Genomic DNA, 14,871 nt, shown 5'->3' on the forward strand with positions numbered 1-14,871 from the left:
TTTCGTACCAAAAAACAATATCTTGTGTTTTATTATTGGAAAAACACAAGATATTGTGATAGTCGTTGCCGACAAGCAATAACCTAATCAGCGTGATAATGCACAAAGGCTTTAACAACACCACCATTGCCTTGGCAAGCTTGTTCAATAGGAGATTTAGAATAAGAACCATCCACGCAGATGGCTGTTACGCCTTGTGGAATTTTATCTGATGATTTTGCACGGAACTCTGTTTTAGTTTCAGGTGCTTTAGCAACTTCAACACCGTGACGAGGGGTACATGCAGCTAACATAGCTACGCTTAATAGCGAAAAAATATAATGTTTTTTCATATCCATCTTCCTTATAGAAAAAAAATCCATTATTTGCTTTGCAAACCTAATTTGCTAAAGTACTTTGAGCTCAATATAGCTAAAAAGAGCCTAGGACTCAACCCGTTTTAGGTAGAAGTTTATATTATTTCTTTTTTATTGCTTTTTATGCATAGTTAAGCAAGAATAGTGCATATTTTTGAACTTTTATTGGAATATTTATGAATAGTTTATCAGAAGCATTCAAAGCCCTACTCAAGGAAGAAAAATTTGGCTCACAGAGCGAAATTGTGGCTGCTTTGCAAGAAATGGGGTTTGAAAATATCAATCAGTCCAAAGTTTCTAGAATGCTATCGAAATTTGGTGCAGTAAGAACACGTAATACAAAAATGGAGATGGTCTATCAACTACCTGCAGAATTAGGCGTGCCAGCAACCTCTAGTCCGTTAAAAAATTTAGTGACCGATATTGATCACAACGAATTGCTAATCGTTGTCAAAACTAGCCCAGGTGCCGCACAACTGATCGCTCGCTTACTCGATTCTGTGGGTAAAAGCGAAGGCATTTTAGGCACGATTGCCGGTGATGATACTATTTTCATTACACCTACTGCGCATACTCCAATTATTGAACTGGTTAACCGTATTACAACACTTTTTGAAACGACACTCTAATGCATATTTTTATGACAGGTGGGACAGGCTTTATCGGACAAAGGCTGACCACAGAACTCATTCATGCGGGGCATCAGCTCACTATCTTAACTCGCCAAATACAGAGAAAATCTTCGCAAGCGGTCACTTTTTGCCATTCGCTTGCAAACTTACCTAATCTAAGTGGTTTTGATGCTGTAATTAACCTGGCTGGCGAACCTATTTTTGACAAACCTTGGAGCAATGCACAGAAAGCACGCCTCATTGAAAGTCGGGTTACGCTTACTACTCAATTAACACGACTCATTCAACAAAGTGAGCAACCGCCTCACACCTTTCTCTCTGGCTCTGCAACAGGTTATTACGGAGATTTGCCTTTAACTCTGAAAAAAGCGGACGAATCTACAACTGCTGGAACACATTTTAGTGCTCAATTATGCCAACAATGGGAAGCGGCAGCACTTCAAGCACAAAGTACAGAAACACGAGTTTGCTTACTTCGCACGGGCTTACCACTATCAGTTGAAGGGGGAGTATTAAAAAAAATATACCCTATTTACCGTTTAGCACTTGGTGGGAAAATTGGTTCTGGAGAACAACACTGGGCATGGATTGCACTAAGCGATTACTTACAAGCGGTCATTTTTTTATTAGAAAATGCAAATTTGCAAGGCGCATTTAATCTTAGTGCGCCAACACCAGTAACCAATGCACAATTCAATGATTGGCTCGCTAAACAATGCCATCGACCAGCATTTGCAACAGTACCAACTTGTTTAGTTAAATTCGCTTTTGGTGAGCGTGCGCAACTTTTACTCGATAATCAACCCATTGTTCCACAAAAACTCATTGATTCGGGTTTCAAGTTCCAATATCCACGTCTTAGTGATTTCTCTCTTTAAATATATTCCAATTTATCTAAAACAAAAGGCAAGCGTTATGCTTGCCCTTATCTATCTCATTATTATTTACTCTGAAAGCATTGCTTTTGCGGCAAGAATCGCCTCTTTAACGCGTTCAGGATTTACCCCACCTTTCGCACAACGTTTTTCCAAACAAGACTCTAATGAAAGAATTGGGTAAACATCTTCTCCAATTACTGAATGGAACTGCTGGAATTCTGCAACGGAAAGTGCTTCTAAAGGTTTACGTTGTGTAATCGCATAGACGACTGCTTCACCCACAATATGGTGTGCTTCACGGAATGGAATACCTTTAGCTACCAAGTAATCCGCCAACTCGGTCGCATTTGAGTAACCTTGTTGTGCAGCTTCTCTGGTACACTCAACATTCACACTAATATCTTCTAACACCAATGCACCAATTTCTAAACATGCCTGCCAAGTTTCAATCGCATCAAAAATACCTTCTTTGTCTTCTTGCATATCTTTGTTATACGCTAATGGCAAACCTTTTAAAGTGGTTAATAACCCCGTTAACGCACCAAATACTCGACCAGATTTACCACGAATTAGCTCGCAAGCATCTGGATTTTTCTTCTGCGGCATTAAAGATGAACCTGAGGTTACGCGATCAGATAATTCTAAGAATGCAGATTCACCACTGTTAAAGAAAATTAAATCTTCTGCAAAACGAGACAAATGCACCATGCTGATTGAAGCGCTTGAAAGTAATTCTAAAACGTGATCTCGATCTGACACTGAATCCAAACTATTACGTGTACCAATACGGAAACCTAAATCTTGCGCTAACACATCACGATCAATGGCATAGGCTGTCCCCGCTAAAGCACCCGATCCTAATGGACAAGTGTGCATACGCTGATAAGCATCACTTAAACGGCTATAATCACGCTCTAACATTTCAAAATAGGCCATACACCAATGCGCAAATGTAATTGGCTGAGCACGTTGTAAATGCGTATAACCAGGCATTACCGCATTTTGGTTTGCCTCTGCGGTTAAAACCAACTTTTCTTGTAAGTTGCGAATACGATCTTGTAAAACAAACACTTGAGCCTTACACCACATTTTCATATCTACCGCAACTTGGTCATTTCGGCTACGGCCTGTGTGTAATTTTTTACCTAAATCGCCTACTTTTTCAATGAGTTTAGACTCTACCCAGCTATGAATATCTTCTGCATCATCTTTTAAAATAATCTCAATTTTAGGTTCAATTTCTGCGCGCAACGCTTTAAGTGCTGCAACTAATTCTTGATATTCGTTTTCAGTAAGAATACCAACCGATTGAATTGCTTTAGCCCAACCAATTGAACCATCAATATCTTGTAATGCTAAACGGTAATCAAAACGTAGAGAATCGTTAAAAAATTTGAATTTTTGGTCTGCTTCTTGTGTAAAACGTCCGCCCCAAAGTGCCATATATGCGCTTCCTTATTAATTTAGTAAATGAGATACCGCATTGCGGTTGATTTCCGCTTATTTTGCATAAATATGCAAAATTATTCAATAATTATTTAACTCAAGCGGTTAAATTTTTAAATATTTTGCAAAAAAAGAAAAAAACAGACCGCTTGTATAGCATCTGTTTTCCAAAAAGAAAACCTCAAGGTAAGAACCTTGAGGTTTGAAAAATAGATTTAGGATTACGCTGAGATAGTAAGTTGTCCTGCATACAAGATAAAGAAACGTAAGCAGAATACCCCAATTAAGTCGAAAATCGATACTAAGATAATGAATTTCGGACTATATTTAACGGTATGTGAGCCGAAGAGATTCGCAATTAACGGAATTAAAATCCCGATAAGGAATACACCAACCCAGAATACCATACCCCATGTTCCAGTTAAGGCATTATGTAAGGCTAATTGTTTATCAGCTCCACCGAAGTGTAAACCTACAAAGAAAGCAACTAATAAACCTAATTCCGTTACCATAATTGGCACTTCGAATTTATGGATAAAATGTATCTCTTTGCTATCACCTGACAATTTCCCAACAATTAAAATCATTAAGAACGTTGCCGCAATACCAGATGAAGTACCTGATGCCAAGAATAACGCAGGTAATACCGGGTTATTTAACATCGGATAACTAATTAATGCAGAAAGTAAGAAACCAGTATAAGCACCAAGCACAGCTGCAAGGGTAAAGAGTACAAACTCAATTGGTTTTAATAATTTACTTTCAGCAAAATCAATCCAAGGTAAGACGAATTTAAACATCGGTAAATAGCGATTGATTAACACAGCTAACCAATCTTTAAACATGATCGCAATCCATACGACAAGCACTGCCATATAGGCTTGGAACAACATTACCCCCATAGACATTACTGAAGTGCCATTGTAGTTAAACATTAACTTCCAGAATGTCCAAGGCTTGGTTAAGTGGAAAACCAACAAGGTTAAGCCTATAAGGGTCGGGATTGTTCCTAAAATTGCCGCACTGCGAATCATCCAGTTTTCGCTAGGCTTTTCAATCTTGAAGCTATTACGGTAAGCAATAGCTAATTGCACAGCACCAGATGAAATCCCTAATAAGAAAAGGTAGATCGCAATCGTACTATCCCAAACTAAATTCGGGGTGTGAAATGGAATATGCTCGTTCATTATCGATGCTCCCCTTTACCGAATGGAATATGATATAGATTTGGTTGCGTACCAAGTGAAACTTTCGTGCGATAAACTGGGTTATCACGCACTTTTTTCGCCACATCACTATTTGGATCATTCATATCGCCAAAAGTTAATGCTTTGGTTGGACAAGCTTCTACACAAGCTGGTTGTTTACCTGCAGCCAGATTAGTATCACGACAGAAGTTACATTTATCTGCAGATTTTTTCTCTGGATGGATAAAACGAACACGATATGGACAAACCGCGATACAGTACTGACAACCTACGCATAAATCAGAATGAACATCCACAATGCCGGTTTTAGGATCTACGAAAGAGGCACCTGTTGGACAAACTGAAACACAAGGCGCATTCGTACAGTGCTGGCAAGATTGGCGGAAGAATTCATATTCTACGTTAGGGAACTCACCATAAGGTTCGCTACGAATAATCTCTAGGCGAGAAACACCTTCAGGTACATTGTTAGTAGTGCGACACGCATCCATACAAGCTGTACAACCGATACAGGCGGTTTCATCATGAACCATCGCATAACGAATTTTTTTCTCTTCTTTCTCAGTAGCTAGAGTTACTGAGGTAGCAAGCCCAGTGCTTGCTACGACAGCGATTGCACCAGCCCCTGAGACGAAGTCTCTACGGGTGCAAGTCATTATTTATTTTCCTTAGCTTCCTGAGCTTTTAATTCAGCTTCTTTTTTGGCTTGAACTTTAGTATGGCAATCTGTACAAAGTTTGATACGTTGTTTTTCAGGAATGCCTTTCATTGGTTCTTTTTCCGGGTGTAATTCATGGCAGTTTGCACAAGCGATTTTATTTGCATGTGTATCATGAGCCCAGAATTTTTCGCGTAATTTATCCGCTGTATGACAGCCTACACAAACTTGATTTTGTTCATGAACAGTACGTTCAAGTTGTGGATTGCTGGCTTTACCAATTGCATTGAAACGCATCACATCTTTAACCCCTTTACGGTGGTTTTCAGACATATTGCCATGACAGCTAACACAAGTAACTTGCTGGCCATTATTTGGGCTTTTTGCATCACTTTGGAAGTGTTTGCCTGCATGGCTAAATGGTTTACCTGTTGCATTTCCTGTTTCGTGACATTGCGTACAATATTTGTTCGGATCACGACGTGCATCTTCAGCAATTTGGCTGTCTGATTTTGCTTCCCACATTTGCTGTGGAAGCGGTGGCATTTCCGCATGTGCGGTGGAGATTGCAAAACAACTTGCAAAAATGACCGCTTGGAGGGCGATTGCTCGCCCTGCTTTTGAGATTAAATTTTTCATTTGGTCACCTCAAGCTTAATTATTTCGCTTCTGCTTTTGGTGTAGTAACTTCTTTTGGCGCTTCTTCAGCAGGTAATAAACCTTTTTCACGCGCTTGTTTTTCCCATTGTGGAACAACTGTACGTAAGAATTCATCTTTTGCAGCTTGTTCTTTAGGAATATCTAAACCAATCGCTTTTTGTGCTTTTTCACGAGTTGAAATATCAGGAATTGCAACTGGTGTTGTTACACCGTGTTTCGCTAATACTACGCCTAATTTAGCACGCGCATCTGCCGCACGATCGATACCTGTTGCAATAACATGTAACATTACGTCTGGAGCATGCATATGGCTACCGTGACCTGCTGCAGAGTAGTCCCAACGCCATTGAGCGTGACGAATTGCTTTTAATATATCTTGCATTTCTTCTTGAGTTGCACCAGCATCCCAAGCAGCTTTCGCTTCAAAGTGCGCCTTAACTAATTGATCTTCTAATTTGATCATTGCATCTTTTACTTGTTTTTTGTGCTCAGCTACACGTTTTTGTAGTGTTTCTTTGCTTTGTTCGTGACAAGTTTTGCAGCTTGCATCAAATTGATCGAATGGGTTACCAATTTTGTGATCAGTATAAACTTTGCCGTCTTTATCTTTCACTTTCGGCATGTGACAGTCGATACAAGTCACACCATTTTTACCGTGAACACCTTGTGACCAAATTTCAAAGTCTGGGTGTTGTGTTTTTAACATTGGTGCTTTTGATAATGCGTGAGTCCAGTCAGCAAATTCAATTTCATCGTAGTATTTTTCAATACTATCTACATCAACGCCTTTATCCCATGGGAAAGTTACGTGTGTTTTGTCTTTGAAATAGTATTCAACGTGACAGTTAGCACATACAGCTACACGTTTACCATGTTTATCTAGGTCTTCGAATTTCCAACCAACAGTTTCTAACGCACGTAAAACGTGAGGTCGCGCAACGCGTAATGCTGGTTTACCTTCTTCAAATTCTTTTGATTTAGTATCGTGACAGTCACCACAACCAACTGAGTTTGCGATTTCTGCACCATATTTAGCCCATTTTGCATTGAAATAGCCATCTTCGCCTTTCTCTTCGATTAAGCGAGGAACATCTGGGCCTTTACATGTCCAACAAGCCATTGGTTGCGGGCCATCATTTTCATCTTTAGGTGCGCCAGTACGTAAGATTTCACGCACGTCAGTTACTGCATAGTAGTGACCACGTGGTTTGTTATAATCTTTAGCAAATGAATAACCTGCCCATAGAACTACATAACGTGGGTCTGCAGATAATGCACTACTACGGTCTGTTGATTCAGAGGTTGATTTCCAAGAGTTATATTGGAGTGGATATTTCTCAGCAAATTTATGGTTTGCTGATTCGATTTCTACGCCTAATTTTTCATGTTTTAGCGCTTTATCGGTTAAAGATTCTGCCGCTTTTTCCTCAGCTTGCGCCGATTGAAAGCAACCTAGCATCGCAATGGCTGTCATTGCTAAAGTTTTGGTTAAACGTTTCACGTTATGCCCCCACAAGATGTAAACAACAATAGATGAGAATGTTTCTTATTTACTTTAAAATCAATAAGATACAATAAATTTTTACTCTTCCAAGCATACGAAACGGCAAGGGCTTTTTCTACTAGAAAATGACTTTTTTTTGAAATAAATCAACAAAAATAGGTAGAATACCTCTTTATGGTTAACTTAATACTTTAGTGTTATACTATACTATAGAAGGGAAAACGAAAGAATCTCAAAAAGATAAAACAAAAATGGGTAGTAAAAACCGCTTTTTACCTACCCATTTTGCCTAAAATTAACTTTATTTACGTAGCAGTTGGTAAACTTTTTTTAGCAGTGCTAACGGTAAAATCCGAGGAATCGCTCTCATTAAAAAGATCGGGAATCCAGAAATTGGATCATGGATATGGCAGCGATTTTTTAAACGATAAAGCGTCCATTCATAAGCGAATTGATTCCAACCACGGCGACGCCCAACCATGCCATTACCTACTCGCGCATAAACCAACATATCAGGTAAGTTTGCCACTTTTAATCCTGTTGCGATCATTTTGATCCATAGCGTGTAATCCTCTTGTAAACCTTGATAACCGCCACATTCAATCACTTTCGATTTTTGATATGCAACTGTCATATGGTTAAACGGGCAACGCAAGCGGGCAAATTTTCGAATATTTTGCAAATCAGTTGGAACATTACGATAAGCGACAATATCCTGAATACTTTGCCCAAATTCTGCGATCTGACCACCAAAAATAATCACATCTGGATTTGCTTCAATAAACGCAACTTGTTTTTCAAAGCGCTCTGGCACACAAATATCGTCAGTATCCATTCTAAACACCCATTCATTTCGGCAATAATTTAAACCATCATTGAGTGTTTTGCCTAAGCCTCGATTTTGCGCAAATTTAACTGCATTGATTGGTAATTTATCTTGATAGTTTTCTACAACTGCCTCTAGTTCTGGTGTTACTGTCCCATCAAATAATACAACGATCTCATCTGCAGGATAGGTCTGTGCCACAAGGCTATCAAAACATTCACGGAGAAATTGAGGATCCTCTTTAATATATAACGACATTAATACTGAAAATTTCATTAGAAAAACCTTTTCATATTGATTGCCAATTTTGGCGACATAAAAGTTAATAAAGCAATAGCGAGATGTTTCGGGCTATGACTTAATTGAAACATTTTAAAATAATAACTAGCTGCCTGACGTGAGAGATTCATCGCACATGGATAAGCCAGCATATATAAAGCGTTAATCGCAAAATTTTTCGCTTGCGTTTCCGTTTTCACAAATTTTTCACGAATCACTGCGATCGCTTTTTCTGTATTAGAAGTATTGGTTGAAACGCTTGCACGCTTAGTATGAAACCCACAAATGCTCAACGGCGCATCAAGTCTAAATGCTCGTAATTTTGCTGAACTGGCAACTTTAAGCATAAAGTCATAATCCTCTAACGATTTTAAATCAGTAGAAAGACCACCTAATTCAAAAAAGAATGCTTTTTGAATCGCAACCATTGGCATACCACCGATCTTATTCGCTAATAGAATGTTATCTACATTGATCTGTGTAGGATCTATTGGGTTGGTCACGTAACTAAAACCTTCATTGACCATCACACACTTGGCTGGATGATAAATAAAATTGATATCAGGATTAGCCTTAATGCTCTCCATCAGCATAGCGCATTTTTCTGGTGCGAAACGATCATCATCATCTAAAAACAGTAGCCATTCATGCTGAGCATGGCGTGCTCCAATATTACGGCTCTCAGCGGCACCTTGATTTTGTGCATTACGAATTACTTGTACATGAAAACCGTAATTTTCTGTCACTATGACTGGTGTTTGGGAACAATCGTCAACAATCACTACCTCAAAATTTTGTTGAGTCTGCTCAGTCAAACTGGCAAGCAATGCAGGAATTTCGGTATGACGATTATATGAAGGCACGATAATACTAAACATTTTTAGCCGTTTCCTTTTGGTAAAAAATTGTTTTAATTCGACCGCTTGTTCCAAATAATGAGAGGAACATGAGCAAGACAAACATAACACCCGGATAAGCATAAGTGTCTGCTTTCACATTTAATATGGTTAAAATCAGCATTGTTGAAATCACAAACTTCCAACTGCCATTAAACCAGTTATCTGCAATTCGCTTAACAAAATAGAAAGTAAAAACAAAGCACACCAGAATGTAACCAACTCCGCCATAAAGCGCTTGGCGAATAAAGCCTGAATCTGAACCACCATAATAGCTCCATCCATTTGGCGCATAATATAAGCCATCTCCCATCAATAACTGTTTTGTTGTTGGCATAAACAGATGCTTATTTAACAAAGTATCTGTGGAAGAGCTCAAACGTTCTCCCCCGTTGATTAAGTTAATGATGGGTTCTAGAGCATGTTCAACATAAATATTCTGTGGATAAAAATACGCTAAACCGACAATAAGCACGCCAAAAGCAATCAATGCAGGCAGATAACGCCAACGAAAATAGATGACGATGCTTAGTACAGAAAACATAAGGAAAGTACGACCAGAAATTAAACCAATCACTAGTAATAAAAATAAGTAAATTCCTGCTAACGGCTTTGTTTTTGCATGATAGGCTAATAAAAAATGTAATAACATTAAATAAAATGCACTTAATGGAAAAAACGCCGATGAGGTTAAGTTATATAAGCGATACTCTTGCTCAGATCCGATAAATCGAGGTAAATGCCCTCCCATTGGTGCATTTGTATTGATAGCTAAATCAATCACAAATGGTACACCTAACAAGGCCAAGATCCCAATTGTAGCCTGTAATAGAATGCCTAATTTGAGATCACGAATTAACTGAGTTTTACCTTGATTTTGTTGATAAAACGCATTGTAAATCACTACGCCAAGTCCAAAGGCAATAAGCGCTTTGATATACATGCTTAAAACACCTAGCTCTTTTGTCCCATTAACAAACAATGGAATACAAGAAACTGCGCAAAGTGCAACGCAAGCGAATAAACTATCTAGTGGTAAACTTAGGCTCATTTGACGTTTTGAGAACCAACGATAACCTAAATATAACAAGGCAATTCCACCAATAATTAAGCTCATTCGTAGCACATGGAAAAACCAAGGATCGTATAAATAAAACAGACTAATCCAAGCACTCATTATTGATTTCTCTTAATCGCAAGTAATTTTTTTAAAGGATACTTCAACCATTTTTTCACTGTATTGTGATGTAAGGCGCCTCTTAAATCAGCTAAGTTACTGATTAAATTAGGATTTTCAATGGCCATCAGCGGGCGAACGACTAAAGTTTTTAGATTAAATTGCTGCCCAAATAAAATGTAATCATCAGCTAACCAAAACGGTTTTGCACTATTGGCTTTAGCTAAAAAGGTTCGTGCTGCTGATTTTTTAATTAAATAGGCAACCGTTCCCGCAAAATAATCTTTATAGGGGTAAGCATAACGATAAGCAGTATTCCCAATAGGTTTACGCCAAAAAGTAAAAGTAGTGGGATAATTGATTTCAAGTTCAAGATCATCAAATTTCAAGATTTTTGATTGGCCAACTAGCACCATATCTGTACTTGGTTTTTCAGCTAACAAAGCATCTAGTGTAATTTGAAAATTAGGTGCAAATAAACAGTCATCTTCACATACTAAAGCGTATTCTTCTTCGCCAATAGTTTCATCACCTACAATGAGTTGATACACACCCAAATGGCTTAATGTGCAGCCAATTTCACCCTTAGTGACAGCGCGTCCATAATGTGCTTGAAATGCCTCGAAATCAAATCGCGCACTCAACGCTGCTTCTTCTAGCTGCATAGTGTTAATCGCATCAAATAGGTAAAAGTCAGCCGTATTCGGTTGCGAAAAAAACAAGGTTCGACGCTCGCTATCCTTTGCTAAGGAAATTAAATATTTTTTCATACGGATTCCGTTTTCTCGGTCTGTGTTATATGCACCGGATATTTAAAATAGTAAACAATAGAAATCAATAAACGCACTAAACTGCTACCAATAAAGGCATAGGCAACGCCATAAAGTTGTTCATTTCTAAATAGATAAAATAATCCGACAAATACTGCAATCGCAATAATTTGGCGAGTAAATAACTGAACTTGTTTACCTAATAACAACATATTTTGCGAAAGCACCCAAGAAAGCCCTGCAATAATGGCATTAAGAATAAACAAGACTAACACCGGTGCAACTTCTATATACTTCACACTAAAGAAAAAGCGAATAACGGGTTCTGCCAACCAAGGCACGCAAATGATGGCTCCCACGCTCATCAATGCAACCACTGCCAACACAGCTTTTAGACGATTCTGACGATTTAATAAACCCGAATAGTAATAATCCGCCAGCATATTAATGAATTTGGTCATTAAAGAGTCAAACGCAATACAAACGGTATAAAGGCCCAGTACATAATTGCCCATTAACGCCATAATTAAGAATTTATCAAGGCTTGAGGTCGTTGCACCGAAGATTTGCAGTAAATTCTGTTTTGCCCAAGTTTTAAAAAAGAAAGTACGATCAATTTCACTGACCTGATTTTCTTTGCGAAAATGACGATCCATTTTTGCAAGATAGAGCAAACAAGCGACCGCTTGTATGCAACTAAAAGTACTTAATAAGTAAAAACCTGTTTCTAACGACTGCTCACCAAATCCGTAATAGGCCGTACCATAAATCAGCACCATTAGAACTGGCTGTTGCAACGTCAACAAGCGGTAAATTCGCATCGCTGGATCAATTTTGCTTTTTTCTAATGTCATCGTCAAAATCGCAGTAAAGACAACATTAAGCACAAATAAAAAGTGCGCCTGCGTGAAATCAAAGAACCAAACTGCTAAATTTGCGACTAAAATGGCAAAAATTAAAAAGAGAGAAAAATAGCGCCGCCAGTGTAAATACTGTTTTTTACGCATAGCTAATGCAATTGCAAAACCTACACCGCCAGTGCTGATAGTCACGACATAAGAAATGCTCGTGACAAAAAGTTGAAATCCGCCTCGGTCTGCGACCGAAAGCATATGGGCTAGAATAAAAGAACTGATCATCGTCAACCCCATACTCAATAAGGTGACGAAAATCAGTTTAATAAAGTTGCCATTAGAGTTGGTAGATTTTGGCATAGTCGATGTCTTTCGTCCATTGATGGTAATAACCCGTATTTTTTCCGTAGGAGTTATCGCAAACCTCATTTGGCAAGCCTAGTAAACAAGAGAAAATATGCCCATGTAAACGGCTGGTTACCACATTATCGTAGCTTAAGAAAACAGCCTGACAACGCTCAATGACTTGCATCGCATGCTGATACCACATCTCATTAATTTTATCTTTTAACCAACCAAAATGGAATCGATTTGCTAATTTAGATAAACGGCTACACCAAAGCTCAAATTTCATATCACTTGGCAATAAAATATCATCCCAGTCTTTAACATCTTCTAAATTTGAGAGCTTAGCTTGCACTTGCGCTTCAATATGGCTTTTTTCGATATCTTTACGCAAGAAATAAAGCGTTTTCCCATTCGATTTTGTACGATCTTTTTGTGCTAATGTTCCATAGAGTTCATGAGCCATATCTGCCGACAATGCAACATTCGATGAAAAATGTGCTTTCATTAAATCGAAGGTTTTAATATCACGGGCAAACAAATGCAAATCTGGATGCGCTGAGAAAATTTTTGCAGAACGTAACATAGCCGCTTCATTCGAGAAATGTGCTGTTTGCGGCAACAAAATAATCCGATTTTGAGGGAAATATTGCACAATATCCTCACGCATTTTTTGAATGCTTGGGTAAAGATCGCCAAAGTTGCCCCCACCATGACATAAAATAGTGGTATTCGGTGTAATGTATTTTTTTGCCTCATCAATATCAAAGGCTTGCAAACTGCGGCGTAAGCGAATACAAATATCGTAATCTTTAAAAAATTGTTCTGTGCCTGCGTAGATAAGCAAGTCACCTACATTTAAATGCAACGGATAGTCAAAATATACAACATCTTGTTTATCGATAATCAATTCAGCAATTTGTTTTAATTCTGCTTTACGTGCTAATAAGATTTCATTCATAAGTAATCAGATCCAATATCAAGTCAATTTCAGATTTTCGACCGCCAATCTTGTGCTAGGTTCAACCTAAAATTCCGAGTAAAATAGCGCAACATTTTAACAAAATCTATCTAAAAGCGCGAAAATTTTAAGGATAAATATGTTTTACCTCACTAAAATCATTACTGCAATCTTACTTCCTCCTTTTAACCTTGCAGTTATTTGGCTTGGCTCACTTTTATGTTACCGCCTGAACCATAAAAAAACAGCAAGAATATTAAGCTTTTTAGGAATCGGACTGCTTTATTTACTCAGCACGCCTTATTTGGCAACGAAATTAAGTGATTCTTTAGTCAAAAATGACAACCTCAGCTTAAAAGACTACCAAAGCGCTCAAGCAATTGTTGTGCTTGGAGGTGGTGTACGAGACAGCCAAGAAATATATGGTAAAACCACCGTTGGTACTTATGCACTTGAGCGTATGCGCTATGCTGCTTATTTACAAAAAGAAACTGGTTTACCCATGCTGATTACCGGCAGCAGCCCAAACGGAACTTCAGAAGCCGCATTGATGGCAAAAGAATTTGAATACTTTTTTAATGTACCGACCACATGGCAAGAACACCAAGCAAAAACCACCAAAGAAAATGCAAACTTTAGTCGCCCTATTTTAGAGCAAGCAGGTATTCACAAAATTATTTTAGTAACAAACCAATGGCATATGCAGCGAGCAAAAATGCTCTTTGAAAAACAAGGCTTTGAAGTTTTACCTGCCAGTATCGGGCATGGCGTTACGCCACCAGAATATATTGGTTGGACTTATTTTATTCCACAATCTGGCGCAATGGATAGCAGTATGGTCGCCCTTAAAGAATGGCTTGGTTATTGGAAAGAAAAATAATTTAACTAGAAGAGTCCTTAGAAAATAAGGTCTGAAAACGATTAAAACAGGTAGTCATTTGATCTGCACTCCAAAAGTTAGACTAACCTTCTAACTGATTAAGGTGCAGATTTTTTATGACTAAATACAATCAACTTTTCAAACAACAAGTCGTGAATTTCTATTTCGAACATCACGAAAAAAATTCTGTTACAAGCGGTTAAAAAATTGCCGAGAAATGCGAATTTGATATTACATTCAGACCAAGGAATCCATTATCAAATGCCTAGCCATCAACGCCTATTAGCGAAAAATAGGATTTCTCAAAGTATGTCGCGAAAAGGAAATTGTTTGGATAATGCGGCAATGGAAAACTTTTTTGGGCGAATGAAAACGGCGTGTTTTCACGGAAAATCGTTTACTAGCGTTGATGAACTGGAAAAGGTTATCAATGATTATGTACGGTACTATAATGAAAAACGAATCCAATTAAAATTAAAAGGACTGAGTCCGATACAATATCGAAAGCAGTCCTTTAAATAACAGTCTAACTTTTTGGGGC

General features: G+C 38.2%; 15 protein-coding genes and 1 pseudogene. 4 read left to right on the forward strand and 12 right to left on the reverse strand.

The genetic code is table 11. The features are described from left to right. Window positions 1–83: 83 nt before the first annotated feature. Complete coding sequence (locus tag HMPREF1128_RS06500; RefSeq protein WP_007525282.1) at window positions 84–332, reverse strand: hypothetical protein; 249 nt, start codon at window positions 330–332, stop codon at window positions 84–86. Between the two features lie 200 nt (window positions 333–532). Here HMPREF1128_RS06500 and argR point away from each other — a divergent pair, with 200 nt between their 5' ends. Both argR and HMPREF1128_RS06510 read left to right on the forward strand, forming a co-directional pair. Then, window positions 533–985: a transcriptional regulator ArgR gene (gene argR / locus HMPREF1128_RS06505; protein ID WP_007525053.1), complete on the forward strand. Its 453-nt coding sequence runs from the start codon at window positions 533–535 to the stop codon at window positions 983–985. Continuing rightward, window positions 985–1,866, forward strand: a complete 882-nt coding sequence (locus HMPREF1128_RS06510) for a TIGR01777 family oxidoreductase (protein WP_007524861.1) — start codon at window positions 985–987, stop codon at window positions 1,864–1,866. The genes argR and HMPREF1128_RS06510 overlap by 1 nt, the downstream gene beginning before the upstream one ends. Before the next feature lie 66 nt (window positions 1,867–1,932). Here HMPREF1128_RS06510 and argH read toward each other — a convergent pair whose 3' ends face one another. The 11 genes from argH to HMPREF1128_RS06565 form a co-directional block, all read right to left on the reverse strand. Further along, a complete protein-coding gene (gene argH / locus HMPREF1128_RS06515; RefSeq protein ID WP_007524647.1) occupies window positions 1,933–3,309 on the reverse strand; it encodes an argininosuccinate lyase in 1,377 nt (458 codons plus the stop codon). A gap of 224 nt (window positions 3,310–3,533) precedes the next feature. After that, the gene (nrfD, locus tag HMPREF1128_RS06520) at window positions 3,534–4,499 is read right to left on the reverse strand and encodes a cytochrome c nitrite reductase subunit NrfD (RefSeq protein WP_007524450.1); all 966 of its coding nucleotides are present in this window, start codon (window positions 4,497–4,499) and stop codon (window positions 3,534–3,536) included. Continuing rightward, window positions 4,499–5,176: a cytochrome c nitrite reductase Fe-S protein gene (nrfC, locus tag HMPREF1128_RS06525; RefSeq protein WP_007524349.1), complete on the reverse strand. Its 678-nt coding sequence runs from the start codon at window positions 5,174–5,176 to the stop codon at window positions 4,499–4,501. Before nrfC ends, nrfD begins: the two co-directional genes overlap by 1 nt. Continuing rightward, window positions 5,176–5,817 (reverse strand): cytochrome c nitrite reductase pentaheme subunit, encoded by a 642-nt coding sequence (gene nrfB, locus HMPREF1128_RS06530; protein ID WP_007524126.1) that lies wholly within the window; start codon window positions 5,815–5,817, stop codon window positions 5,176–5,178. Before nrfB ends, nrfC begins: the two co-directional genes overlap by 1 nt. 19 nt (window positions 5,818–5,836) lie before the next feature. Further along, the gene (gene nrfA / locus HMPREF1128_RS06535; RefSeq protein WP_007525271.1) at window positions 5,837–7,339 is read right to left on the reverse strand and encodes an ammonia-forming nitrite reductase cytochrome c552 subunit; all 1,503 of its coding nucleotides are present in this window, start codon (window positions 7,337–7,339) and stop codon (window positions 5,837–5,839) included. A gap of 304 nt (window positions 7,340–7,643) precedes the next feature. Next, window positions 7,644–8,444 (reverse strand): glycosyltransferase family 2 protein, encoded by an 801-nt coding sequence (locus HMPREF1128_RS06540; protein WP_007525558.1) that lies wholly within the window; start codon window positions 8,442–8,444, stop codon window positions 7,644–7,646. After that, window positions 8,444–9,325 carry a glycosyltransferase family 2 protein gene (locus HMPREF1128_RS06545; protein ID WP_007525200.1) on the reverse strand — a complete coding sequence of 294 codons (882 nt, stop codon included), beginning with the start codon at window positions 9,323–9,325 and terminating at the stop codon, window positions 8,444–8,446. The genes HMPREF1128_RS06540 and HMPREF1128_RS06545 overlap by 1 nt, the downstream gene beginning before the upstream one ends. Further along, window positions 9,318–10,520, reverse strand: a complete 1,203-nt coding sequence (locus HMPREF1128_RS06550; protein ID WP_007525403.1) for a hypothetical protein — start codon at window positions 10,518–10,520, stop codon at window positions 9,318–9,320. Before HMPREF1128_RS06550 ends, HMPREF1128_RS06545 begins: the two co-directional genes overlap by 8 nt. Beyond that, window positions 10,520–11,290: a glycosyltransferase family 25 protein gene (locus HMPREF1128_RS06555; protein ID WP_007524940.1), complete on the reverse strand. Its 771-nt coding sequence runs from the start codon at window positions 11,288–11,290 to the stop codon at window positions 10,520–10,522. The genes HMPREF1128_RS06550 and HMPREF1128_RS06555 overlap by 1 nt, the downstream gene beginning before the upstream one ends. Continuing rightward, a complete protein-coding gene (locus HMPREF1128_RS06560) occupies window positions 11,287–12,504 on the reverse strand; it encodes a lipopolysaccharide biosynthesis protein (RefSeq protein ID WP_010130016.1) in 1,218 nt (405 codons plus the stop codon). The genes HMPREF1128_RS06555 and HMPREF1128_RS06560 overlap by 4 nt, the downstream gene beginning before the upstream one ends. Beyond that, on the reverse strand, window positions 12,482–13,450 hold the full coding sequence (locus HMPREF1128_RS06565; RefSeq protein WP_007524402.1) for a polysaccharide pyruvyl transferase family protein: 969 nt from the start codon (window positions 13,448–13,450) through the stop codon (window positions 12,482–12,484). Before HMPREF1128_RS06565 ends, HMPREF1128_RS06560 begins: the two co-directional genes overlap by 23 nt. A 139-nt stretch (window positions 13,451–13,589) precedes the next feature. Here HMPREF1128_RS06565 and HMPREF1128_RS06570 point away from each other — a divergent pair, with 139 nt between their 5' ends. Both HMPREF1128_RS06570 and HMPREF1128_RS06575 read left to right on the forward strand, forming a co-directional pair. Then, a complete protein-coding gene (locus tag HMPREF1128_RS06570; protein ID WP_007524598.1) occupies window positions 13,590–14,330 on the forward strand; it encodes a YdcF family protein in 741 nt (246 codons plus the stop codon). Window positions 14,331–14,510: 180 nt separating this feature from the next. After that, a pseudogene (locus HMPREF1128_RS06575) lies at window positions 14,511–14,852 on the forward strand (transposase); the annotation flags it as partial. Window positions 14,853–14,871 lie beyond the last annotated feature (19 nt).

This window comes from Haemophilus sputorum HK 2154 (assembly GCF_000287615.1).
Taxonomy (GTDB): Bacteria; Pseudomonadota; Gammaproteobacteria; order Enterobacterales; family Pasteurellaceae; genus Haemophilus_A; species Haemophilus_A sputorum.